Here is a 23,124-nt window from a genome sequence, read left to right as displayed (position 1 = left end):
TGAATAGAAGTGAGGTAACTGATGGGTTCCGTCATCAAGAAGCGCCGCAAGCGCATGTCCAAGAAGAAGCACCGCAAGATGCTGCGTCGTACCCGCGTGCAGCGTCGTAAGCTGGGCAAGTAAGCCCTAGCGCTGTTAAGGAGGATGCCACCACTTCGGTGGGCATCCTCCTTTTCTTAATGCGTGAAGCGTCGGCGCACGTTGTAACCGGCGAGCGAAACCCCCGCCGCCGCCAGGGCAGGAACCCCGTAGGTGCGCACGGCCCGGCGCACGTTGCGATAGTCGCGGATCACCCATCCGCGCTTAGCTGCCTCTGCCTTGAGGGTCTTGTCCGGGTTAATAGCCACGGCTGTGCCCACCATGGACAACAGGGGGATGTCGTTGGCGGAATCCGAATACGCGGTGCAGCGCGCCAGGTCCAACCCCTCCAGGGAAGACAGCGCAGCCACCGCGTGCTTCTTACCCGGGCCATGCAGGATGTCGCCGACCAGGCGGCCTGTGAACACCCCGTCGATCTGCTCAGGCACCGTTCCCAGCGCGCCGGTAAAGCCGAGCCGCTCGGCCAGGATCTGAGCCAGCTGAACCGGGGTAGCGGTGACCAGCCAGACCTGCTGGCCGGCGTCGAGATGCATGTGCGCTAGGTCGCGGGTGCCGGCGTAGACCTTGTTGATCATGCGCTTGTCGACGATTGCCTCACCCAACTCGACGAGTTCATCCACGCGACGGCCCTTGATGAACTCCAGGGCCTGGATGCGGCCTGAGGCCACGTCGGCGGCGTTCTCGGAGCCGGTGAGTCGGAACTTGGCCTGCTTCCAGGCGATGGGGGCGACGTCGCGGGCGGTGAAGAACTTGTGCTTGGCCATGCCCATGGCCAGCTGCACCAGGGAGGAACCCTGGATCAGGGTGTTGTCCACGTCGAAGAACGCGGCGGCGCCGGGATCCACCGGAATGTCCGGGTCTGGTGCGGTGAGCTTGGCGGTGCCGGCGGCGGCAAAGGAGCCACGCACGGAGTCCAGCCCGGCGGAGTAATCCTCCAGCTGCAGCCCAAAGACCTCCTGGATGGCGGCCGCGGCGGCGGCCTCACCGGCCTCGCGCTGGTGCTCGCTGTCAATGGGAGGGACCGCGATGTCCTCCATGAAATGGCGCACGTTGCCCCTGCTCGCGGTCCAGGAGCTTAAGAATTCGCGAGCACTGGGCGGGAAATGATCGGGGTGAGGGTTAGTGTCCACGGTGCGGTCCATTCAGTAGTATCTCTAGCGCAATCGTAGAGTGCCACAACCGAGAGTAGGAGGCCCGCCCAATGGACAATCATGTGGTTGAACTGATGGTGCGGCCGAGTTGTGGGTCGTGCGCGCGGGTGGCTGCGCAGATCGAGCCGATTGTCCAGGAGGCTGGGTGGGCCCTGGAGATCGTCAACGTTGACGAAGACTCTGAGCTGGCCATGGAGTTCGGCGACCGGGTGCCCGTGACCGTGGTGGATGGGGAAGAATTCTCCTGTTGGGAAGTCGATAGCGACCAGCTGCGGGCGCGACTTTCCGCCCCGATGTGACATGGGGTGACGGGCCGGGGTTATCCTTTCGGTTGATATTCGCCAACCCTGGGAGGCCCGTTCGTTGTGAGTGTGCTCGTCGTCGGTATGTCGCATCGTTGCGCACCGGTAGCGCTCTTGGAGCGCCTGAGCATGGACGGGGCCGGAGTGGATGCGGCCACCGTTGAGTTGGTGGGGCGTCCAGCGCTGACCGAGGCCATGGTGGTCTCCACCTGCAACCGCCTCGAGGTTTATGCCGTCACCACCTCCTTCCATGCCGGCGTGCGTGACGTCGTGGACGTGCTCAAGGACATGTCGGGGGTGGACGCGGACACGCTGCGCAGCTACCTTTACGTGCGCTATGCCGATGCCGCTGCCGAGCACATGATGGTGGTGGCCTCTGGCCTGGACTCCATGGTGGTAGGGGAGCAGCAGATCATTGGCCAGGTGCGCTCGGCCTACCAAAGCGCCAGCGAAAAGGGCACGGTGGGACCGGGCCTGCATGCGTTATCCCAGTCCGCCCTGCGGGCAGGCAAGCGGGTGCACGCTGAGACTGGCATCGACGACGCCGGGTCCTCGATGGTGAGTTTTGCTCTCGACGAGGCTCTGCACGCGCGCGGGGAGGACGGCCTGGAAGGCCGCACCGCGCTGGTGCTGGGGGCAGGCGCTATGGCATCGCTGGCTGCGACCCAGCTGGGCAAGCTGGGGGTCTCCGAGATCGTCGTGGCCAACCGCACCTACGAGCGTGCCCAGCGCCTAGCCGACCACTCCCGCGAGGCCGGGGTGCCAGCCCGGGCAATCCGTTTCGAGGAGCGCGCAGCCGGTTTGGGTGAGGTGGACATCGTCGTCTCCGCCACCGGAGCCGACGAGTTCACAGTGACGGGAGCCGAGGTAGGGGATCGGTCGAAGCGAAAGCTGACCCTGGTTGATCTCTCCCTGCCCCGCGACATCGAGGACGCCGCAGGTCAACAGCCCGGCGCGCATTTGGTCAACATTGAGTCCCTGCACGCCTCTGTAACGGCCCGCGAGTCCAGCTCGCCGGCGCATCGCAAGGCCCAAAGCATCGTGGCTGAGGAGCTAGCGGCCTACTCCTCCGCGCAGCGCGTGCGCGATGTGGCCCCCGCGGTGGCGGCCTTGCGGCAGGCGGCCACCGCCATTGCGGATGCCGAGTTGGCCCGTTTGCGCGGGAAACTCGATTCCGCAAACTCGGTGGATGAAGACGCCTTTAGGGAAGTCACGCGAACGGTAAGAAGGGTCGTCGATAAGCTTCTGCATGAACCAACCGTGCAGGCCAAGCGATTGGCGGCCGAGTCGGGGACGCTGAGCTACGAGACGGCCCTCCAGCAACTCTTCGGCCTGGATGCCGGGCAAGCACCGGCTGTGGCCGTGGACGCGACGGAGCTGCCCGCCGAGGACGTGGGCGTGGAGAAAGACCTGTGCACACTCGAGGAAGGACCCAACCGATGATGCGAATTGGTACTCGCGGATCAAAGCTCGCCACCACGCAGTCCGGCCACGTCCGCGACGCGTTGATCGCGGGTGGGGTGCAGGCGGAGCTGAAGATCATCACCACGGCCGGGGACGTCAACATGTCTCCGGTGGAGCGCATAGGCGTGGGCGTGTTTACCCAGGCCTTGCGCGACGCTTTGGAGCGCGGCGAGTGCGACATCGCCGTCCACTCCTTCAAGGACCTGCCGACCGCCCCCGATGAGCGCTTTCGACTGGTGGTTCCGCAGCGCGAGGACAACCGTGAGGCCCTGATCGCTCGCGATGGCCTGACGTTGGACACGCTTCCGGCCGGGGCCCGCGTGGGCACCTCCGCCCCGCGTCGAGTCTCGCAGCTGCGCGCTCTGCGCCCTGACCTGGAGATCGTCCCCTTGCGTGGCAACATCGACACGCGCATGGGGCGAGTAACTGACGGGGAACTGGACGCGGTCGTCCTGGCTTACGCCGGGCTTAACCGTGTGGGGCTCGGGGAGCGCGCCACCCAGGTCTTTGCCTCGGAGCAGCTGTACCCAGCGCCCGCCCAAGGGGCGTTGGCCATCGAGTGCCGCGCCGATGATGCTGATGCGGTTGCGGCGATTACCGCGCTTGCCGACGCCCAAGCCACTACGTGTGCGCTGGCGGAGCGAACTGTGTTGGCCTCCCTGGAAGCGGGTTGTACGGCCCCCGTCGCCGCCTGGGCAACTGTGGACGAGGATGCGCATATTGACCTGCGCGCGGGGGTTTTCGCACTCGACGGCAGCCGCCGCCTGGTGGAGCGGGCACAGGGTACGGATCCGCAGGCACTGGGGCAGCAGTTGGCGCAGCGTCTGCTGGATGCGGGGGCAGCCGAGGTCATGAGCGACGCGAAATAGTTGAATCCGGCTTTTTTGGAATTTAGGCCGGCTGGCTTAAGGTTGGGGATACCATACGGTCGCTCCCGCCTGAACTCGCGGGTCCCCTTTTAGCAAAACCCGCCGGGACACACGCGCCCGGCACACGCGACTGTGCTCAAGCTACGCCCGAGATTTCGCTTTACCGATTCCTAGAAAAGATCCGAATGACCCAGGCTTTAACGACTCCCCAGCCGGGGACCATCGTCTTCGTGGGCGCCGGGCCGGGAAACCCCGACCTGCTCACGGTTCGTGCCCGCGACGTGCTGGCAACCAACGCCATTGCAGTTGCCGATAGTGACGTCAGCGCTGGTGTGCGCGAGGTCGTCGCCGAGCACCTCCCGGTTCCCCAGGCGCTTCTCGACGCCGCAGAGGCCGAGTACCAAAGGCTGTGCGCAGAAGCTAAAGAGGCCGGCGCGCGCCGTAAGCCTGCTCGCCCAGCGCCCCCGCGGGCAGCTGACGTACGCGATGCAGGTGCGGATACCGCCGCTACCGTGGAGATCCTGCAAGCTGCGCTCGCCGACGCCGCAAAGTCCCCGGAGACCACCGGGGGCTGCGTGGTCCGTCTCGTCTCGGGCAACCCGCTGACTCGTGACGACATCAAGGAAGAAATCGCCGCAGTCGCCGCCGCAGGCCTGGAGTTTCAGGTGGTCCCGGGCATGTCCCTGCCGTCGACCGTGCCGTCATTCGCCGGAATCGCCTTGGGATCGACCTACACGGAAACCGACGTCACGGGCGGCCAGGCGGACTGGGCGCAGCTTGCCCAGGCTCCCAAGCCGCTGGTGTTGCAGGCAACCGCCGAGGACATCCCGACGATCACTGCCGAGCTCATTGAGCACGGGCTGGAGAAGAACACCCCGGCCTCGGTGACGATCAACGGCACCACGCGTTTGCAGCGCACCTATGACGCGACCCTGGCCACCCTGCCCAAGCTGGGCGTGGACCTGCCGGGCAATGTCGTGATCACCCTGGGCACCGGCGTCGATGAACGCACTAAGTACTCCTGGTGGGAGAACCGTGCTCTCTACGGTTGGCGCGTGTTGGTCCCGCGCACCAAGGAGCAGGCCGCCTCGATGAGCGCGCGACTGGCCACGCACGGCGCAATCCCGCAGTCCGTGCCCACGATCTCGGTGGAGCCGCCGCGCAACCCGGCTCAGATGGACCGTGCGATCAAGGGCATTGTCGAGGGCCGCTACCAGTGGATCGTGTTCACCTCGGTCAACGCTGTAACCGCGGTGTGGGACAAGATCTCCGAGCTGGGCTTGGACGCGCGATCCTTCGCCGGCGTGCACCTCGCTGCGGTGGGGGAGAAGACCGCCGCCGCCGTTGTGGAAAAGGGCCTCATCCCCGAGCTGGTCCCGCCGCGCCATAAGCAGAACGCCCAGGGCCTACTGGAGATCTTCCCCAATTACGTGGACGAGATCGATCCTGTCTCGCGTGTGCTTTTGCCGCGCGCGGACATCGCCGCGGACACGCTTGTCGACGGCCTTGCCGACCTCGAATGGGAAGTCGACGACGTGGTCGCCTACCGCACCGTGCGCGCTTCGCCGCCGCCGGCGGAGACCCGCGACATGATCAAGACCGGTGGCTTCGATGCCGTGTGCTTCACGTCGTCCTCGACGGTGAAGAACCTGGTGGGCATTGCTGGCAAGCCGCATCAGCGCACCATCATCGCGTGCATTGGCCCGATGGCCGCTGCTACGGCCAAGGAGATGGGCCTGCGGGTCGACGTCGTTCCCGAGGTGGCAGACGTAGAGCACCTGGTGGATGCGCTGGCAGACCACGTGGCGCACCTGCGGGCTGCTGGTCAGCTGCCTCCGGCGCGCAAGAAGCGTCGGGCTCGCAAGAAGGCGGCGGAGGCCTCCGGCGACTCGCCAGAGGAAACGAAGAGCGCCTAGGCTGGCGTTCTACTGCCCTAATGGACGTCACACATTGAGGATGAGCTCAGCACAATGATCAACCGTCGCCCCCGTCGACTTCGCACCACCCCGGCCATGCGCGAGCTCACCGCCGAGTTCCGCTTGGACCCCGCTGACTTCATCCTGCCGGCCTTCGTGGCCGATGGCCTAGACCAACCGCGTGAGATCAGCTCCATGCCGGGGGTGTACCAGCACACGATGGACTCGCTCAAGGCGCACGTCCACGATGCGCTCGTGGCGGGGGTGCGCTCGATCGACCTGTTCGGCGTCCCGCAGGATGAGGATAAGGACCCAACTGGCTCGCAGTCCTGGGCTGAGGAGGGAATCCTCAACCGCGGGCTCGCCGCGTTGCGCGAGGAATTCGGCGACGACGTGGTGATCATCGCGGACACCTGCCTCGATGAGTTCACCGATCACGGCCACTGCGGTGTCCTGGGCACCGATCACCGGGGCAACCCGGTCGTCGATAACGATGCGACCCTGCCGCTCTATCAGAAGATGGCCGTGGCCCAGGCGGCGGCCGGAGCGCACGTGGTGAGCCCCTCCGGGATGATGGACGGCCAGGTCGCCGAGATCCGCGAGGCCCTGGACGAGGCCGGCTACCAGGACGTTTCCATCATGGCGTACTCCGCCAAGTACGCCTCGGCGTTCTTTGGACCCTTCCGGGAGGCCGTGGGGTCCTCGCTGCAGGGCGATCGTCGCACCTACCAGCAGGATCCGGCCAACTTCCGGGAGTCCCTGCTGGAGACGCAGCTGGACATCGAAGAGGGCGCGGACTTTGTGATGGTCAAGCCCGCCCTGCCGTACCTCGACGTACTCAGCGCGGTGGCCGAGATGTCGCCGGTTCCGGTGGCGGCTTATCAGGTCTCGGGCGAGTACGCGATGATCCAGGCCGCCGGCCGTAATGGCTGGGTGGACGCCCACGCGGTGATGATGGAGTCGCTGACCTCCATCAAGCGGGCCGGTGCGAATCAGATCCTCACCTACTACGCCATCGAGGCAGCGCGGGCTCTGCGCGGGTAATGGCCATGGCAAAGAGCGAGTCGAGCGTTCCCGAGTCATTTGTCCTCGCGGTCTACTGTTGGGCGGCGGTGATCGGTGGGGAGCTGCTCCACCAGATTCTGCAGACCGTAACCAGTTTCATCGATCCCTCCGAGCTGCTCGCCGTGGCCAAGGATTCGGCCAACTCCACGATTGCGGAGGCCGGGGATCACCTGTTGAACGCCTCGGTGTACGTGAGCATTGTGATGATGGCGCTGCTGAATATCGCCGTTGTTATCGCGCTCGGGGTTGCGCTGCGCTTTTACGCTCGGCTGCACAGGTACGGGCCGACGTCGCAACGCCTTCTCACGATCTTCTCCGCCTTCCTGGTGATGCGCGGCCTGTTAATCTTCGGAGCGTTCCCCGCCGGCACGAAGGTGCCCACCTGGCTTCCGCTTCTCGACGGCAGCGTGCAAATACTCATCGCTGTCGCGGCTGTGCTGGCGATTATTTTTGCTAACCGCTCCAGCTCAATCGAGCACGTGAACTCCGCGCACAAAGAGGCCTAACATGTCGATGTTTCCCACGCCTTTTTCCCCTGGCGACCCCAACCGCTCCTGGCGAGACGACTACGCCGAGGGCGATGGCGTGCCTAACTCGTTGACCATCGCGTGGGTGCTGACGGTGGGTGCGGCGGCGCTCATGCTCATTTCGGCGATCATTATGCTGACCGCCGGATTCCAGGGCGGCGACGCCCCCTTGGAGGTCATCGCCGCGTTTGAGCGCAGTCAGCGAGTAGTGGCGGTGTCCAACATCCTCGGTGCGGTGGCGCTGGGGTGGACCGTGGCTGCCATGCGACGCGGGGTGCGCCACTCGCGCCGGTGGTATACAGCGCTGAGTGCGCTGGTGATTGCCGTTAACGTGGCTGGATTTGTGGTCACGGTGGCGTCGTTTGCGGCGATTGTCATCGTGGGCCTGCTGGCGTTCGCGCTGGTGTACGCCTTCCGTCCCTCGGCTACGGCCTATCTGCGCTAAGCTTTCCGGCCATGTCCAGCCCCTTCCACTCCGAGATCAGTGATCTCGCGGACTCTGTCGACCCCGTCGTCAATGCTGATCGCGCCATCAACGAGGCGTGGTCGGCCGCACGTTCTGTCGGCCTGAGCCCCGGGGGCGAGGAGGCCCGCGGGGAGGATGGAGCGAACGTCTCCTACGCCTTTGACATCACGGGGCTGCGCTCGGCACCCGACTGCGCGGACATCGAGGCGGCACTCGAGGACGTCCCGGGAGTGCGCGCGCGACTGATCTATTCCTCCTCTACCGCGTGGATTACCGCGCCGGAGACGGTCAAGCCCGCCCAGTTGGCCGAGATCATTGAGTCCTTTGGGGTGCAGGCGACGCTGACCGATTCCTCGCTGCGGCGGCGCACGCTGGCAGCGCGCCGGGGTCCCAGCGGGGCGAGCAAGAAGATGCACAAGGTGCCGTGGGCTACGCGCCGGCACCATGAGGAAGAAAAGCGTGCCCTCGAGCGCGCCCAGGCCGCGGGATTCTTCGGGGAGGACTCGCATGCCGTGTTGGCCGAGTCCAACCATGACCGCGACGTGCTGTACACCGCGCGCGAGCTGATCTCGCTGCCGCGCCTGATTCTGGCTGCCGCACTCACTCTGCCTGTCGTGGTGATGTTCTCGGTGTCGTCCGCGCAGTTCTCCGGCTGGCAGTGGCTCAGCCTCGCGTTAGCTACACCGGTGGTCACCTGGTGCGCCTGGCCCTTCCATCGAGCCCTGGCCGGCGGTATCCGGAGGGGGTTGACCGCCCTGGATGGGGCAAGCGCCTTGGCCGTCATCGTGGCCTACCTCTGGTCCTTCGCGGTGATGCTGTTTACCCGGGCCGGGGACCTGGGGTGGCACACCCAGCCCACGTGGTTCTCTTTCGACCATGGGCCGATCGCGGACGGAGCTTTGTTCCTCGACGTCGCCTGCGTAATGACGACCCTTCTGCTCGCCGGTCGCCTAGCCACCACCCGCCATCGGGGCAGCCTGCTGCGCGAGATGGAGCTGCGGCGCCCCGATCCGCACGCGGAGGTGCTCACAGTGGGGCAACGTGGGCACAAGGGGGCCACGTCCAAGGAGCCACGCGAGCCTCGTCCTGTTGCTCTGGGTGAGGTCAACGTGGGCGATGACATCATCATCCTCGCTGGCGAGCTCATTCCCGTCGACGGCCAAGTTGTCGGCGGATCCTGTCACCTCAGCCCCGGGCTGGTGGCTGCGGGCATCGAGCATGGCACCGAGGTCAAGGTCGGTTCCTACGTCTACGCCGGCACCCGCAATCTCGACGGCCGGATCAAGGTGCGCGTCGAGCGCACGGGGCACCGCACGCGCCTAGCGTCGGTGCATGCCTGGGTGACGGAGGCTAATCGACGCCAAAACCACGCCACCATGCTTTCCACCAAGGCGGCCTCCGTCCTCATCCCCGCGGCGATCGGCGTGGCCGTCATTGACTTCGCGCTGTGGTACTTGGTGTCCCAGAACCTCAACATCGCCATTGCCACGGCCATCGCGGTCCTGGCCTCAATCGCGCCCGTGGCGCTCGCGCTGTCCCCGACCTTGGCTATCCGCCATGGAGTGGAGGCCGCAGCTCGCCACGGAGTGCTCTTTCGCGATGGCGCCACGGTGCGCCAGATCGACGCTGTGGATACGGTCATATTCAATCGCCTGGGTACGTTGACCACCAACGCCATGACGCTGGAAAACGTGGTTGCCGAGCGCGGCGAGAACCCCGAGGTGATCCTGCGCGTGGCAGCCGCGCTGATGATGGAGTCGGACCACCCGGCTTCGCAGGCCATCGTCAAGGCGGCACGCGCCTCACGCGACCGCGACCACACCACCGTGAGCGAAGTCCCGCACTGGATCGACGTGTCTCGCCTGCGCATCACGGAGGAGGGCTCGTTCGTCGGCATCATCGAGCTCAACCGCAAGGATGGCAACGGCACCCGACAGGTCGAGGCGGAGCTGTGGCGCCCGCGCACGATGTCCAACCTGTCGGGACGCCTGGCGGCTGCGGTCGTGTCCGGAGGAACACCGCTGATCGTGCGTTGGCAGGGGGTGGACCGCGGTGTGATCACGCTTTTGGACTCCGTCCGCGAGGACGCCAGCGAGGGCGTGGAATCCCTGGAAGAGCACGGTATTGAGACGGTCATGCTCTCGCGCGATGCCTACCCGGTTTCCCGCCGCCTGGCCGACCGAATCGGCATCGACAAGGTTTTGGCGGGCATCGCCCCGGGTGACAAGCTCAAGGCCGTGCGTGGCGTGCACACCCGCGGCGGCACCGTCGCCTTGGTGGGGGACCAGACCGTTATGCACGCCATGCCGGCAGCCGACGTGGGCATCCTGGCCGGTTCCACGCAGGCTCTCGAAGCGGCCGCGCACGGCGATCGCACCGGGGTGGGCGTGGTGGTGCTTGACGAGTCGGTCGGGACGATCGCCAAGCTGGTAGCTCACTCGCGCCGGGTCTGTCGCATTATTGACCGCAACTTCCTCATCAGCTGGACCTACAACGTTGTCGCAGTGCTTTTGGCGGTGGCGGGCGTGCTCAACCCCATGGGCGCGACCGTGTTGATGTTGTGCTCCTCCCTGTTGGTGGAGGCACGCTCGAACTCGGCGGGGTACTTCCCGCGTTAGGCGCAGCGCTCGATTGGCCCGGAGTACAACTTTTGGACCATAATCATGGGCTATGAACCGACGTGAGCTAGTACACGCCCCCCTGCTGCAGGCCGCCCAGGGCCACCAGCCCGACCGCACCCCAGTGTGGTTCATGCGCCAGGCCGGGCGCTCACTTCCGGAATACAAGCGGGTGCGCGAGGGCATCGCGATGCTCGATAGCTGCTTCATGCCCGAGCTCCTCGCTGAGATCACCCTCCAGCCCGTGCGCCGCCACGACGTTGACGCCGCAATCCTGTTCTCTGACATCGTGGTCCCGCTCAAGGCCGCCGGCGTGGATGTGGAGATCGTTCCAGGGCGCGGTCCGGTCGTGGCCAACCCGGTGCGCACGCGTGCTGACATCGACGCCTTACCCATCCTCGAGCATGACGTGGACGAGGTCGCGCAGGGTATTTCCCACATCCTGGCCGAACTCAGCGATACCCAGGCGTTGATCGGTTTCGTTGGTGCTCCGTTTACCCTGGCCAGCTACCTGGTCGAGGGTGGGCCAAGCAAGAACCACGAGCGCACCAAAGCACTCATGCACGCCGACCCACAGTCCTGGCACGCGTTGATGGAGCGCCTGACGCCTACGATCGCCGCCTTCCTGCGCACCCAGGTGAATGCCGGCATCGACGCGATGCAGCTGTTCGACTCCTGGGCCGGATTCCTCACGCAGAAGGACTACCGCGAGTTTGTTCTGCCGTACTCCACGCAGATCCTTGCTGAGGTGGAGGGTGAGATCCCGCGCATCCACTTCGGTGTGTCCACCGGAGAGCTGCTGGGCGCGATGTCGCTTGCCGGCTCCGAGGTCATGGGGGTTGATTGGCGCGTGCCGCTGGATGAGGCAGCGCGTCGTATAGCGCAAGAATCCGCACCGCGTGTGCTGCAGGGCAACCTTGATCCCGCCATGCTCTTCGCAGGAGCGGATGTGGTGCGCTCCGAGGTGCAGCGGATCAAAGCGGAGGCCGCCCGGGCACGCGCGGAGGGCAACGCCACGGGCCACATCTTTAACCTGGGCCATGGAGTGCTGCCCACCACCGATCCGGATGCGGTGACCGAGGCAGTGGCCATCATTCACGAGGAGGTCAACTAACCATGCGAGTAGCCATCATCGGTGCGGGTCTGGCCGGGCTGGTCGCGGCCCACGAGCTGAATTCGGTCGAGCCAGAGGCGAAAATCGAGGTCTTCGAGGCCACCGGGCGCATCGGCGGCAAGCTCTACACCGCGGCCTTCGAGTCTGGTCCGACGGATGTGGGGGCGGAGGCGCTGCTGTATCGGCGTCGCGACGCCATCGAGTACCTGGAGTCCCTGGGACTCGGGGATGACCTGGTGTTCCCCTCCAACGCGCCGTCGTTGATCTACTCCCAGGGGCGCGCTCACACCATGCCGCGCAACACTGTGATGGGTATTCCGGCCTCCTCTGCTGAGGTGGCCAACCTGGTGGGGGAGCAGGCCGCACAGCGCATTGATGCCGAGCGCACTCTTGAGCCCCTCGATTGGCAGGTCGGACAGGACGTCAACCTCGGTCAACTCGTGCGCACGCGCCTGGGGGATGCGGTGGCTGACCGCCTGGTCTCCGCACTGCTGGGAGGCGTGTACTCCTGCGCCGCCGATGACCTGGGACTGCGCGCCACGGTGCCGCAGCTGGCAGGGGCGCTCGACGCGCTGGCCAACGAGGGCGAGCCAGTCACGCTGACCGGGGCCGCGGATCGAATGCTCTCTGCGCGCCAGCCCAGCCACGATCCAGTCTTTTCCACCCTCCGGGGAGGATACGCCCAGCTCTACGAGCTGCTGGCGGACAAGAGTGGCGCGGACATCTACCTCGATGCCTTCGTCTCCGGCCTCCAGCGCGTGCAGGGCGGATTCCAGCTCACCGGGGCGGGCGAGGGGACCTATGACCGCGTCATTCTGGCCACCCCGGCACCGACGACCGCTCTGCTGCTCAAGTCCGTTGCCCCCGAAACCTCGGCCGCGCTCAAGGCCGTCAAGCTGGCCGATAGCGTCGTGGTGGCCATGCGATTCGACTCCGCCGAGGGCCTGCCGGAGAACTCCGGGGTGTTGGTGGCCGCCGACGAGCCGGAGCTGAATGCCAAAGCCTTCACCTTCTCCTCAAAGAAGTGGCCGCACCTGCAGCAGCGTGGCGGCGCGATCGTGCGGGCCAGCTTCGGCCGCTTCGGCGAGCGCACCGCGCTCACTATGGACGAAGACACTCTGGTCGACCAGGCGCTGGACGACCTGCAGACCATTACCGGCTTCGATGGCCGCGCGGCGGGCTTAAGCGAAATCTTCACCCAGCGCTGGTTCGGTGGCCTGCCACGTTATGACCACACCCATCTGGCCACCGTCGATACGGTCCTCGAGGGGGTGGCGCAGGTTCCGGGGCTGGAAGTCACCGGAGCCTGGGCGGGTGGCGTGGGCGTGCCCGCGGTCATCGCCGATGCGCGGGCGACGGCGCGGCGCGTGATCTAGTTAGCGGTACACCGCCACCGACGAGAAATCCTGCTCGCCGCGGCCCGCCTCCTGTTGTGCGCTCAGCGAGTCCAGCGCGGCGCGGGTGGCGGGCAGGGACTCCTCGGCGGTATCCAGCATCAGGCGCACATCCTTCGCGATCGCATTGACGCTGAAGTCGCCCGGATCCGTCTCGCGTTCGCCCAGGATGAAGGGCGCCTTCATGTTCTTCATAAACTCCAGGCCCGTGAAGTTGAGCATCTTCAGGGTGGCCTCTGCCTCCAGGCCTTCGGCGGCGCCGAGGTACAGCGCCTCCTTCACCCCCTGGATGCTTACGGCCAGGGCCAGGTTGGCCAGCAGCTTGCCGGTCGCTGCCTGGGCGGCACTGTCGACCACCACGAGGCGCTCCACATTCGCCTCGGCCCAGGGCTTTACCAGCTCAGCTGCCTGCTGGCGACGCTCCTCATCAGCACCGCCGACATAAACCCCCAGCGCACCCTTGCGCGCCGGGCCGAGCGTGCCCACGACGGGGGCATGAACGTAGGTGTCCACGGCGGAGGCGAACTCGCGGGCGTCGTCCGGCGAGATCGTGGTGGTGTCCACCCAGGTCACTCCCGCGGGGATAAGGCCGGGAGTCACAACGACCTCGCGAACGGTGTCGGGGCCGAAGAGGCTGGTGACCACGATTTCGGCTGCGGATACGGCCTCCTCGGGGGTGTCCGCGACCTTGGCTCCGGCCTCAGCCAGGCGCGCGGTCTTGTCCTTGGTGCGGTTGTACACGGTCAGTTCGTGCCCGGCGTTGATGAGGTGGAGGGCGAGCTCGGTACCCATGCGGCCGGTTCCCAGGAATGCAATCTTCATGGCTGCCAGTGTGCGTGAATCCGGCACCGGCCTCCAACCTATGGACTACCCCGAGGGGTGGCATACAATGGCGCACTATGACTTCCTCGCCTGTGACGTCCGAGAACACCTCCCGCTCCGCCGAGCTCTTCCAGCGTGCACAGCGCGTCACCCCCGGTGGGGTGAACTCCCCGGTGCGCGCTTTCGGCTCCGTGGGTGGACAGACACGCTTTATCGAACGCGCCCAGGGCTCGACGCTTATCGACGTCGACGGCAACCGCTACGTCGATCTCGTCGACTCCTGGGGACCCATGCTTATGGGCAACGCGCGGGAAGAGATCGTTCAGGCCGTAACGGAGACTGCCACCCGCGGCCTGTCCTTCGGCGCGCCCACCGAGGGTGAGATCGCGTTGGCAGAGGAGATCGTGGCGCGCACCTCCGTGGAGCAGGTGCGCCTGGTCAACTCTGGAACCGAGGCGACCATGTCGGCCGTGCGCTTGGCTCGCGGGTTCACCTCCCGCGCCAAGATCATCAAGTTTGAGGGTTGCTACCACGGGCATGTCGACGCGCTGCTGGCCTCGGCCGGCTCGGGCGTGGCGACGTTCGCCCTGCCAGAAACCCCGGGTGTCACCGGCGCCCAGGCCGCCGACACCATCGTCGTTCCCTATAACGACCTCGACGCAGTGCGCGCCGCCTTTGCCGCTCACCCGGGAGAGATTGCCGCCATCATCACCGAGGCCGCAGCAGGCAACATGGGCACGGTCGCGCCCGAACCCGGGTTCAACCAGGCGCTCAAGGACATCGCCCACGCCGAGGGTGCGCTGCTCATCATCGACGAGGTCATGACCGGATTCCGGACCTCATACCAGGGCTGGTACGGCGTCGACGGCGTGGCGGGTGACCTGACCACCTTTGGCAAGGTCGTCTCGGGCGGTCTGCCGGCGGCTGCCTTCGGCGGACGCGCGGACATCATGGAGCACCTGGCACCTAACGGCCCCGTCTACCAGGCCGGCACGCTGTCCGGTAACCCGGTCGCCGTGGCTGCAGGACTGGCGTCGCTACGCGCGGCCGACGAATCCATTTACCCGACCCTGCACGCCCACGCCGACCGCCTGGAATCCCTGATCTCGGAGGCGTTGACGCGTGAGTCGGTGCCGCACCACATCCAGCGCGCCTCCACGATGCTCTCGATCCGCTTTGCTGAGGGGGAAGGCAAGAACTTCGCCGACATGAAGGCCGCCGATACCTTCCGCTTCCCGGCCTTCTACCACGCCCTTTTGGACCACGGCGTCTACGGGCCGCCGAGCGTATTTGAGACGTGGTTTGTGTCTACCGCACTCGGCGACGAAGATTTTGAGGCGATTGAGGCCGCCCTGGCCCCCGCCGCGCGCGCTGCCGCGGCTGCCCACGCGTAGGAAGGACAGCTATGACCACCACGATCGTTCACCTCGTGCGCCACGGAGAAGTCCATAACCCCTCGCAGGTGCTCTACGGGCGCATGCCGGGCTTCAACCTCTCCTCCCGCGGGCGTAGCCAGGCAGCTCGTACCGCTGAGTCTTTCACCGGGCACGACGTCACAGCCCTGATCGCCAGCCCGCTCGACCGCGCGCAGCAGACTGCCGAGCCGATTGCGCGTGTGACCGGCCTGGACGTGCAGACTGATGCGGACGTCATCGAGTCGGACAATCGCTTCGAGGGCCTGCGCACCAAGGGCTGGCGCTCCCAGCTGCTCAACCCGGTGCGCTGGCGGTTTATGACCAACCCCCTGACTCCGTCCTGGGGCGAGGAATACGAGGCGATTGCTGCCCGCATGATGAACGCCGTCGAGCGCGCCCGCGTGCAGGCTGAGGGCCACGAGGCCATCATCGTCAGCCACCAGCTTCCGATCGTGATGGTGCAGCGCAGCGTGGCCGGCAAGCGCCTGCCGCACAGCCCCACCCAGCGCCGTTGTGACCTGGCAAGTGTGACCTCCCTGATCTTCCGCGACGGGGAGATCGTGGACTACCGCTACAGCGAGCCCGCGAGGGACATCTAAATGCGTGTCGTACGAGGGGCCGGCCTGGCGCTGGCCGCGGCACTGAGTGTTGGCCTGCTGAGTGCCTGCGGCGTTGATAGCGAGGATGCACAAAATGCGGTGGCCACCGGTGGGGACTTCCAGTTCCATTCCCCCGGCGGACAGACCGAGATCTTCTACGAGCCGGGCGATCGCAAGAAGGTGGCCAACTTCAGCGGCGAAAGCCTGATGGAGCCCGGCAAAACGATCTCGCTGGATGACTACGCCGGCCAGGTCGTGGTGCTCAACTCGTGGGGCCAGTGGTGTGCTCCCTGCCGCGCAGAGGTCGACGACCTGCAGCAGGTCCAGGAAGCCTTAGGCCAGGACGGCACCGTCTTGGGTATCAACGTGCGCGACTACAACCCGGCCGTGGCGCGCGACTTTGTTAAGGACAACGGGGTGACCTACCCCTCGATCTACGATCCGCCCTTCCGCACGGCGGCCGCGCTTGGTGGTGTGCCCAGCTCGGTGGTGCCCACCACCATCGTTCTGGACAAACAACACCGCCCGGCGGCCGTGTTCCTTCGGGCTATCACCGCGGATGAGCTCATCGAGGTCACAGAGAAGCTGAAAGCTGAGGCCTAAACTTTCGTGCTTGTAGCTGCAGGAACATCTCTCGGTCACACCTTTGCCGACGTCGTCGCCACCGGCCCGCTTCTCCTCGGCATCCTGGCCGCCGCGCTCGCCGGGGTGGTCTCCTTCGCCTCGCCGTGCGTAGTGCCGCTGGTGCCCGGATACATTTCCTATCTAGCGGGGGTGGTCGGCGCGCAGATGCGTCCGGATGCCGAGCACGGTGTGGTCGTGGACAAGAAGCGTCAATGGGCCGTGGCCGGCGCGGCGGGGTTCTTCGTCCTCGGATTCACCGTGGTGTTCCTGCTGGCCACCGTGAGTGTCTTCGGGCTGATTAGCGTGCTGGCGCTCAATGCCGATGTGCTCATGCGCGCCGGGGGAGTAATCACCATCCTCATGGGCGTGGTGTTCATGGGGCTGATCCCCGCACTGCAGCGCGACACCCGAATGCACCCGAAGAAGTGGACCGGGCTGATCGGCGCCCCGCTGCTGGGCGGGGTGTTCGCGCTGGGGTGGACGCCTTGCCTGGGCCCGACTCTGGCCGCGATCATTTCGGTGTCGGCGGGCACCGAGGGCATGACAGCGGCTCGCGGGGCCTTACTGATCATCGGCTACTGCCTAGGGCTCGGATTGCCCTTCATCCTCATTGCCCTGGGGTCAGCCCGGGCCTTGAGCGCGGTGAGCTTCCTGCGGCGTCACTCCCGCGCCATACAGATCACCGGGGGAGTGCTCATGATCCTGGTGGGCCTGGCTCTGGTTACCGGGATGTGGAATCACGTCATCGCTTTCACCCGGCAATGGACTGTCGAGTACGGCGCCACCCTGATTTAGACCACGTGAAGGACGCATAAGAGATGAAGATTTGGGTACTGCGGGCATGGCGCTGGCTCACCAGCATGCGCACGGCCCTGGCCTTGCTGTTCCTGCTCGCCCTGGCCGCCATCCCGGGTGCCCTGTTGCCGCAGCGCAGTCTGAACAAGCAAAACGTCGACGACTACATCGCGGCCAACGGCAAGCTCGCTGAAATCTACGACAAGCTCCAGCTTTTCGACGTCTTCGAGTCCGTCTGGTTCAGCGCCATCTTCCTGCTGTTGATGGCCTCCCTGATCGGGTGCATCATCCCGCGCTCTCTCGATCACTGGCGGGCGTATAAGACCCCGCCAACCCGCGCACCGCGCTACCTGCACAAGCTGCCGCTGCATGCTGAGGGAAGCGTCGACAAGCCCCTGGAGCAGGTGGAGCGCGAGGTCACCGACAAGCTCAAGGGCTGGCGAGTGCAGCGCTACACCCCGGAACAGGACCGCGCCGGGGCAGTGTCGCTGTCTGCGGAGCGGGGATACACCCGTGAGCTGGCCAACCTGATCTTCCACATGGGCATCGTCGCGTTGCTGCTGGCTGTGGCCGCTGGGCGGATGGTGTATTACGAGGGCCAGGCCGTGGTGGTCACCGAGTCCGAGGCACCCACCGCCGTCCCGGTCGAGCGCTCCAGCGAGCTGTGCAACACCTCCACCGCCAACTACGACTCCTTCCGCGCCGGTCCGCTTTTCGACGGCACTGGCCTGCACCCCTTCTGCCTCCAGGTACATAACTTCCATGCCGACTACCTGCCCAACGGCCAGGCGGAGATGTTCACCTCGGACGTTTCCTACGCCACCGGCCAGGACATCTTCAGTGATCCGAGCACGTGGAAGGACTACACCCTGCGCGTGAACCACCCGCTGCGACTGGCGGGCGACCGCGTGTACCTGCAGGGACACGGGTACGCGCCCCAGTTCACCATCGAATGGCCCAACGGGGAGAAGCGCACGCAGATGATGCAGTGGGCGCCCACGGATCCCACGTTCTTCCTCTCCTCCGGCGTTTTCCGCTTCGATCCGCCGGCGGGCATGTACCCGGACCTGTATGAGCGCCGCCAGAATCAGATCGCCATTCAGGGACTGTTCGCCCCGACCGCGCAGTGGTCCGGCGAGACTGGCCAGCTGCTGACCTCGGCGTACCCGGAGATGCGCGACCCGGCCGTGGCCATCGACATCTACCGCGGCGACGCGGGCCTGGACACCGGCCGCGGACAGTCGATCTACCAGCTAGATAGCTCCCTGCTCCACTCCGGCGCGCTGCAGCGCATGGAGCGCGTAAATCTACAGCAGGGCGAATCTGTCACGCTCGACGACGGCACGACGGTCACCTTCGACGGCGCCGCGGAGTTCGGCAACTACCAGGTCTCGCATGATCCCTTCCAGAAGTGGGTGCTGGTCGCCTCCCTGGTCATGCTCGTCGCTCTGGTGGGTTCGCTGACCATCCGCCGGCGCCGCGTGTGGGTGCGCCTGCGTCCCGCCGATGACGGCACCCACGTGGAGTTCGGTGGCCTGGCCCGCACCGACCGCGCCGGCTGGGGCCCGGAATTCGATGAGCTCGTGCGCGAGATCATGGGGTGGGAGGATCCGGACGAGGTCGAAGAGGACTCGCTTGTCGACGACGACGTTCTCGGCCGCTAGATCAATCAAAGGTTGGAGGGTTAAGGACCGCGGCGGTATGGTCTAGCCATGCCCGTGGACCAGACCCTCTCTAACTACTCGGACCTTGCTTTTCAGTCCGCCTTCGTGCTGTACGTGGTAGCACTTGCCGCCTCGGCAGTGCTGTACACCCGCATGCAAACCGTGGTGGAGTCCCACCGTGCTCGTACCGCTGAGCGCACCCCGGTATTAGTAGGTGCCGGTGGCCCGGACATCCCGGCTGATTCTCCGGCGCTACCCGAGGTTGACGGTGCAGGCCAGAAGGCCCAGCGCCAGGCCACCAAGGCAGCCGGTATAACGCAGGCCCTGGTGTGGCTCGCGATCGTCTTTCACACCGCCGCGGTGATCCTGCGCGGCCTGGCCACGCAGCGCTTCCCGCTGGGCAACCTCTACGAGTACGTCCTGACCATCACCCTGGGCGTCATGATCATCATCGCCGTAGCGCTCACCCGCACCTCCTGGCGCGTGCTGTGGCCGTGGGTGCTCACTCCCATGCTGGCCTTGATGTTCTACGGGGGCACCAAGCTCTATGCGGAATCCGCTCCCGTCGTGCCTGCGCTGCAGTCGCACTGGCTGCCGATTCACGTCTCCACCGTCTCGATCGGTGCCTCCATCGGCATCGTCTCCGGTGTGTTCTCGCTGCTCTATTTGCTGCGCATGTGGCAGACGCCCGGGCAGGAAAAGGGTGTCTTTGGCTTCTTGGCCAAGCCGCTGCCGTCGGCGAAGCGTCTCGACGCGCTGGCATACAAGTCGGCGATCTTCACGCTTCCGGTCTTTGGCCTGGGCGTGGTGCTGGGCGCCATCTGGGCCGAGTCCGCGTGGGGCCGCTTCTGGGGCTGGGACCCGAAGGAGACCATGGCCTTTGTCACCTGGATCCTCTATGCGGCCTACCTCCATGCCCGCGCCACCGCGGGATGGAAGGACTACCGCGCTGCCATCATCAACATCGTGGCGCTGGCCTCGATGATCTTCAACCTGTTCTTTATCAACCTTGTGGTCTCAGGCCTGCACTCCTACGCCGGGCTGAACTAGAACTTCAGCTCCTCGCCACTGCGCAGCACGCCGTGCTCGCCTGCCACCTCGACGTCCACTGGGCCCGCAAACGAGCGTGGCATGGACAGCGTGGTGGAGGAGCCGTCGAAGTGGAAGTGCACAGGTGCTCCGCGGAAGCGCACCACGAAGGTGATGTGGTCGACGGCCTCAGGCAGGCGGGGATCAAAGCACAACGTGTCCCCGCGCACGGCGAGGCCACCGAAGCAGCGCATCACCATGTCTGCCGTGCCGCCCATCACGCCGCAGTGCACGCCCTCGGAGGTGGACGAGCCCTTGTCGTTGTCCAGGTCTGCCTCGAGCGCTTGGCGGTAGAGCTCGTAGCCCTCGTCCAGGTCGAACTGGGAGATTGCCCAGGAATGCACGAACTGGCTCAAAGTGGAGCCATCTGAGGTGCGCGCCCGGTAGTAGTCCACGGTCTTCTGCGCGTCCTCGCGGCTGAGCTCATAACCCATGTGGGCCAGCGTCTCGTCCAGCTCCTCCGGGTTGAACAGGTAGAAGAGCATGAGGGTGTCGGCCTGCTTGGACAGCTTGTATCGGTTGGTCTGATCTCCCTCGGAGGCCAGGATCAGGTCAAGCCGCCCAATGTTGCCGTACTTCTCGCGGTAACCCTCCCAGTCGAACTCCTTCAGTTGCTCGTAGCCGTCGAACTGGCTGAGCACGCCATCAGCATGGAAGTGCAGGGTGAGGTTGCGAGACACGTCGTCGAAAAGCGCCAACTCCTCGTCGGTGACCGCAAGACGGCGACGCAGAGCAACCGACTCCAGCTCGTCGATGTGATCGAAGACGCGGGCCGCGCGACGCAGCACCCACGAGGCCATGACGTTGTTGTAGGCGTTGTCTTTAAGGCCCGAGCCCGGGTTATCCGGGTAGCCGTCGTGGAACTCATCGGGGCCCATAACGTGCTCGATGGAGTAGCGGCCATTCTCCCCGCGCTGGGCCATGGAGCTGAAGGCCCGGGCGGTTTCGATCATGAGCTCGGCGCCGGTATCGCGCAGGAAGTCGCGATCCCCGGTGTACTGGAACAGGCGCCAGGCGCTGTAGGCCACCTCGAGGGCAACGTGGCGCTGGTTATGGGAGTTATCCGGCATCCAGGATTCGGTGCGCGGGTTGTACAGCTTGTAGGGGGTCTCCTCCCGGCCCGTGGAGCCGGACTGCCAGGCGAACAGGGCGCCACGGAAACCATCGGCCTGTGCGATCTCGCGGGAGGCCTCCAGGCGGCGATGGCGGTAGCGCAGCAGCGCCTTGGTCAGCTCGGGCTGGTGGGTGGTCAGCAGCGGGTAAACGTAGACCTCATCCCAGAAGATGTGTCCGCGGTAGCCCTCACCGGTGATGCCGCGGGCGGGCAGGCCCACATCCAGATCCTCGCCTACCAGGGCGACGGCTTGCAGCACGTGGAAGATGTTGACCTGCATGGCCAGCTCCTCCAGGCGGGTGCCGCCGAGGTTGATGTCAAAGACGCGCCACCAGTCGGTCCACGCATCGGCGTGCTTCTGCGCAAGCTCGTCGAACGAACCCAGGCGACCCAGCTTCCACAGCGCTTGGTCTTCCGGGGTGCTCACCGCGCGATCGCGCGAGGTGTAGCAGGTGGCCAACTTTTCAAAGCTGGCGGGCTGGCCGTCCGCGGCATGCGCCCGGAAGCGGTGGCCGACCAGCTCCGAGTCCAGCATCTCGCCACCCTCACCACTGACCGCACCGGCCACGCAGGTGGTCTGGGTCGCCACCGCCACGGTCACGCGCGACTGGCGGGTTTCTGCGGATACGAGTGCGGTGCGCGCGTCCACGTGCTTACCGCGCGGAGTATCAAAGTGGCGGGTATCCAGCATCCGGTCGTCGGCCACGTTGCGGTTACGCACGTGCGGATTAATCGCCGACTCGATGGTGACCTCACCAGACCAATTCTCCGGCTCCACGGTCACCTTCATGCCGGCGACATGCCGGTCGGTCAGGCTGGTCAGCTGGTTCACGCTCACGCGGGTGATGCGCCCGTCGGTGTCACGCACGCGCATGTGGGTCACCGAGATGCCATCGCCCAGGTCGATCTCACGGCGGAAGTCCAGCACCTCGTCGGTAAAAGGCAGCACCTGTCGGCCCTGCTCATCCACGATGCGCAGGTAGGTCCAGTCGAAGACGTTGGGCACGTGCTCCGACTCGAGGTCAATGTTCTCGGTATAGACCCGGTTGAAGATGCCAGCCACGTAGGTGCCGGGGTAGTTCTGCCCGTCGTCCTTGGTGCCAGGCAGGCTGGCGCGCGTGCCCCAATACCCGTTAGCGGTGCCAAAGAGTGTCTCGCGGTCGCTGAGGTGTTTCGGCGACCAGCCATCCACACCGAACACGTCGACCTGGCGCACCTTGGACTTATCCGACCAGCCGATGCCCCAGTCGATCTCCGCGATGGAGCGCAGCGTGCGATCGGCCCCGGCGTCGAGCAGCGCGTCGGCAACCTCGTCGCCCTCCTCGGAGCGGTCCACACCCACGATGAGGCCGAACTTGGCCTTGGACAGCGCCTCCACACCACTGCGGGCATCCTCGAAGCCGGCGCACTTGGCCGGATCAACACCCAGCCGGCGCGCGGCCAGCAGGAAAGGGTCGGGGGCGGGCTTGCCGGCAATGTTCTCGTTTTCCACGTCGTTGCCGTCGACGAGGACGTCGAAAAGCTGCGTGAGCTCGGCCTTGTCCAACACCGCACGAGCGTTGCGCGAAGACGTCACCAGCGCGCGCGGAATCCCGGCCTCAGCTGCTCGCTCCAGCAGTCGCACCGCGTCGTCGAATACCTCGACACCGTCGGCCTCCAGGGCCTCCAGAAAGTAGCCCTGTTTCTGGTCGCCGAGCTTAACGACGTCTTCCTGCGCCAACTCCACGCCCCGCGAGGCCAAAAAGCTTATGACCCCGTCGAGGCGCGGCTTGCCGTCCACGTGCTCGGGGTAATCCGTATCGACGTCGAACTCGGCGGCGTCGGGTGCGTAGTGGGCAAGGGCGGCGTCGAAAAGCTTCTTCCACGCACGTGCGTGGACAGAGGCGGTGTTAGTAATCACCCCGTCCATGTCGAAGACAACGGCGGCGGGCAGGGCTCGGCAATTCACGCAGTGCGGGCCTTTCTTGATTGCTTTTACTGAGTTAATAACGCTCCACTGTAGAGGCACTCACAGGTA

The 23,124-nt window shown here is 65.7% G+C and carries 20 protein-coding genes and 1 pseudogene; 17 read left to right on the top strand and 4 right to left on the bottom strand.

Features of this window, described 5'->3' with window-relative positions; genetic code table 11:
- The first annotated feature begins 21 nt into the window (after window positions 1-21).
- On the top strand, window positions 22-123 hold the full coding sequence (locus tag FHE74_RS06430) for a 30S ribosomal protein bS22 (RefSeq protein ID WP_003855542.1): 102 nt from the start codon (window positions 22-24) through the stop codon (window positions 121-123).
- Between the two features lie 53 nt (window positions 124-176).
- On the opposite strand, the gene FHE74_RS06425 is transcribed toward FHE74_RS06430, so the two are convergent.
- Entirely contained in the window at window positions 177-1,241 is a 1,065-nt protein-coding gene (locus FHE74_RS06425; RefSeq protein WP_139465686.1) for an HAD family hydrolase, read from the bottom strand.
- A 59-nt stretch (window positions 1,242-1,300) separates the two neighbouring features.
- Between FHE74_RS06425 and FHE74_RS06420 the strand changes: the two genes are divergently transcribed.
- From FHE74_RS06420 to FHE74_RS06375, 10 genes are all read left to right on the top strand, one after another.
- A complete protein-coding gene (locus tag FHE74_RS06420; RefSeq protein ID WP_139465685.1) occupies window positions 1,301-1,549 on the top strand; it encodes a glutaredoxin family protein in 249 nt (82 codons plus the stop codon).
- A 66-nt stretch (window positions 1,550-1,615) separates the two neighbouring features.
- Window positions 1,616-2,995 (top strand): glutamyl-tRNA reductase, encoded by a 1,380-nt coding sequence (locus tag FHE74_RS06415; RefSeq protein ID WP_139465684.1) that lies wholly within the window; start codon window positions 1,616-1,618, stop codon window positions 2,993-2,995.
- Window positions 2,992-3,885, top strand: coding sequence for a hydroxymethylbilane synthase (gene hemC / locus FHE74_RS06410; RefSeq protein WP_139465683.1), 894 nt, complete (start codon window positions 2,992-2,994; stop codon window positions 3,883-3,885). The genes FHE74_RS06415 and hemC overlap by 4 nt, the downstream gene beginning before the upstream one ends.
- A gap of 185 nt (window positions 3,886-4,070) precedes the next feature.
- Entirely contained in the window at window positions 4,071-5,801 is a 1,731-nt protein-coding gene (locus FHE74_RS06405) for a bifunctional uroporphyrinogen-III C-methyltransferase/uroporphyrinogen-III synthase (RefSeq protein WP_139465682.1), read from the top strand.
- Window positions 5,802-5,855: 54 nt separating this feature from the next.
- Window positions 5,856-6,845, top strand: a complete 990-nt coding sequence (hemB, locus tag FHE74_RS06400) for a porphobilinogen synthase (RefSeq protein WP_139465681.1) — start codon at window positions 5,856-5,858, stop codon at window positions 6,843-6,845.
- 5 nt (window positions 6,846-6,850) lie between these two features.
- On the top strand, window positions 6,851-7,372 hold the full coding sequence (locus FHE74_RS06395; RefSeq protein WP_139465680.1) for a hypothetical protein: 522 nt from the start codon (window positions 6,851-6,853) through the stop codon (window positions 7,370-7,372).
- A 1-nt stretch (window position 7,373) separates the two neighbouring features.
- Window positions 7,374-7,838, top strand: coding sequence for a hypothetical protein (locus FHE74_RS06390; protein WP_139465679.1), 465 nt, complete (start codon window positions 7,374-7,376; stop codon window positions 7,836-7,838).
- Window positions 7,839-7,849: 11 nt separating this feature from the next.
- Window positions 7,850-10,477, top strand: coding sequence for a heavy metal translocating P-type ATPase (locus FHE74_RS06385; RefSeq protein ID WP_139465678.1), 2,628 nt, complete (start codon window positions 7,850-7,852; stop codon window positions 10,475-10,477).
- A gap of 52 nt (window positions 10,478-10,529) precedes the next feature.
- A complete protein-coding gene (gene hemE / locus FHE74_RS06380; RefSeq protein WP_139465677.1) occupies window positions 10,530-11,591 on the top strand; it encodes a uroporphyrinogen decarboxylase in 1,062 nt (353 codons plus the stop codon).
- A gap of 2 nt (window positions 11,592-11,593) precedes the next feature.
- Entirely contained in the window at window positions 11,594-12,967 is a 1,374-nt protein-coding gene (locus tag FHE74_RS06375) for a protoporphyrinogen oxidase (protein ID WP_139465676.1), read from the top strand.
- Here the strand turns inward: FHE74_RS06375 and FHE74_RS06370 are convergent, their stop codons facing one another.
- On the bottom strand, window positions 12,968-13,807 hold the full coding sequence (locus tag FHE74_RS06370) for an NAD(P)-dependent oxidoreductase (RefSeq protein ID WP_139465675.1): 840 nt from the start codon (window positions 13,805-13,807) through the stop codon (window positions 12,968-12,970).
- A gap of 77 nt (window positions 13,808-13,884) precedes the next feature.
- Between FHE74_RS06370 and hemL the strand changes: the two genes are divergently transcribed.
- From hemL to ccsB, 6 genes are read left to right on the top strand one after another with little or no spacing between them, the layout of a single operon-like run.
- Window positions 13,885-15,201: a glutamate-1-semialdehyde 2,1-aminomutase gene (hemL, locus tag FHE74_RS06365; RefSeq protein WP_180339700.1), complete on the top strand. Its 1,317-nt coding sequence runs from the start codon at window positions 13,885-13,887 to the stop codon at window positions 15,199-15,201.
- Window positions 15,202-15,212: 11 nt separating this feature from the next.
- Entirely contained in the window at window positions 15,213-15,821 is a 609-nt protein-coding gene (locus FHE74_RS06360) for a histidine phosphatase family protein (protein ID WP_139465674.1), read from the top strand.
- Window positions 15,822-16,424 (top strand): TlpA disulfide reductase family protein, encoded by a 603-nt coding sequence (locus FHE74_RS06355; protein WP_139465673.1) that lies wholly within the window; start codon window positions 15,822-15,824, stop codon window positions 16,422-16,424.
- A gap of 6 nt (window positions 16,425-16,430) precedes the next feature.
- Window positions 16,431-17,240, top strand: a complete 810-nt coding sequence (locus FHE74_RS06350; RefSeq protein ID WP_139465672.1) for a cytochrome c biogenesis CcdA family protein — start codon at window positions 16,431-16,433, stop codon at window positions 17,238-17,240.
- Between the two features lie 23 nt (window positions 17,241-17,263).
- Window positions 17,264-18,904 (top strand): cytochrome c biogenesis protein ResB, encoded by a 1,641-nt coding sequence (locus FHE74_RS06345; protein WP_139465671.1) that lies wholly within the window; start codon window positions 17,264-17,266, stop codon window positions 18,902-18,904.
- A 48-nt stretch (window positions 18,905-18,952) separates the two neighbouring features.
- Window positions 18,953-19,954, top strand: coding sequence for a c-type cytochrome biogenesis protein CcsB (ccsB, locus tag FHE74_RS06340; protein ID WP_139465670.1), 1,002 nt, complete (start codon window positions 18,953-18,955; stop codon window positions 19,952-19,954).
- Here ccsB and FHE74_RS06335 read toward each other — a convergent pair.
- Both FHE74_RS06335 and FHE74_RS10865 read right to left on the bottom strand, forming a co-directional pair.
- Window positions 19,951-22,299: a glycoside hydrolase family 65 protein gene (locus tag FHE74_RS06335; RefSeq protein WP_425456332.1), complete on the bottom strand. Its 2,349-nt coding sequence runs from the start codon at window positions 22,297-22,299 to the stop codon at window positions 19,951-19,953. The two genes, ccsB and FHE74_RS06335, sit on opposite strands and share 4 nt — an antisense overlap.
- A gap of 165 nt (window positions 22,300-22,464) precedes the next feature.
- Window positions 22,465-23,055: pseudogene (locus FHE74_RS10865) on the bottom strand (beta-phosphoglucomutase family hydrolase); the annotation flags it as partial.
- Window positions 23,056-23,124 lie beyond the last annotated feature (69 nt).

Origin of the sequence: Corynebacterium tapiri, from assembly GCF_006334925.1 — a bacterium.
In the GTDB taxonomy this organism is placed as follows: Bacteria; Actinomycetota; Actinomycetes; order Mycobacteriales; family Mycobacteriaceae; genus Corynebacterium; species Corynebacterium tapiri.
This window is presented reverse-complemented; position numbering and strand designations above follow the sequence as displayed.

What these genes read in the sequence shown, in the direction of transcription:
- FHE74_RS06360 (WP_139465674.1), top strand. Translation starts at nt 15,213, where the DNA reads ATGACCACCACGATCGTTCACCTCGTGCGCCACGGAGAAGTCCATAAC.
- hemB (WP_139465681.1), top strand. Translation starts at nt 5,856, where the DNA reads ATGATCAACCGTCGCCCCCGTCGACTTCGCACCACCCCGGCCATGCGC.
- FHE74_RS06430 (WP_003855542.1), top strand. Translation starts at nt 22, where the DNA reads ATGGGTTCCGTCATCAAGAAGCGCCGCAAGCGCATGTCCAAGAAGAAG.
- FHE74_RS06420 (WP_139465685.1), top strand. Translation starts at nt 1,301, where the DNA reads ATGGACAATCATGTGGTTGAACTGATGGTGCGGCCGAGTTGTGGGTCG.
- hemL (WP_180339700.1), top strand. Translation starts at nt 13,885, where the DNA reads ATGACTTCCTCGCCTGTGACGTCCGAGAACACCTCCCGCTCCGCCGAG.
- FHE74_RS06405 (WP_139465682.1), top strand. Translation starts at nt 4,071, where the DNA reads ATGACCCAGGCTTTAACGACTCCCCAGCCGGGGACCATCGTCTTCGTG.
- FHE74_RS06390 (WP_139465679.1), top strand. Translation starts at nt 7,374, where the DNA reads ATGTCGATGTTTCCCACGCCTTTTTCCCCTGGCGACCCCAACCGCTCC.
- ccsB (WP_139465670.1), top strand. Translation starts at nt 18,953, where the DNA reads ATGCCCGTGGACCAGACCCTCTCTAACTACTCGGACCTTGCTTTTCAG.
- FHE74_RS06395 (WP_139465680.1), top strand. Translation starts at nt 6,851, where the DNA reads ATGGCAAAGAGCGAGTCGAGCGTTCCCGAGTCATTTGTCCTCGCGGTC.
- FHE74_RS06425 (WP_139465686.1), bottom strand. Translation starts at nt 1,241, where the DNA reads ATGGACCGCACCGTGGACACTAACCCTCACCCCGATCATTTCCCGCCC.
- hemC (WP_139465683.1), top strand. Translation starts at nt 2,992, where the DNA reads ATGATGCGAATTGGTACTCGCGGATCAAAGCTCGCCACCACGCAGTCC.
- FHE74_RS06385 (WP_139465678.1), top strand. Translation starts at nt 7,850, where the DNA reads ATGTCCAGCCCCTTCCACTCCGAGATCAGTGATCTCGCGGACTCTGTC.
- FHE74_RS06370 (WP_139465675.1), bottom strand. Translation starts at nt 13,807, where the DNA reads ATGAAGATTGCATTCCTGGGAACCGGCCGCATGGGTACCGAGCTCGCC.
- FHE74_RS06345 (WP_139465671.1), top strand. Translation starts at nt 17,264, where the DNA reads ATGAAGATTTGGGTACTGCGGGCATGGCGCTGGCTCACCAGCATGCGC.
- FHE74_RS06355 (WP_139465673.1), top strand. Translation starts at nt 15,822, where the DNA reads ATGCGTGTCGTACGAGGGGCCGGCCTGGCGCTGGCCGCGGCACTGAGT.
- FHE74_RS06375 (WP_139465676.1), top strand. Translation starts at nt 11,594, where the DNA reads ATGCGAGTAGCCATCATCGGTGCGGGTCTGGCCGGGCTGGTCGCGGCC.
- hemE (WP_139465677.1), top strand. Translation starts at nt 10,530, where the DNA reads ATGAACCGACGTGAGCTAGTACACGCCCCCCTGCTGCAGGCCGCCCAG.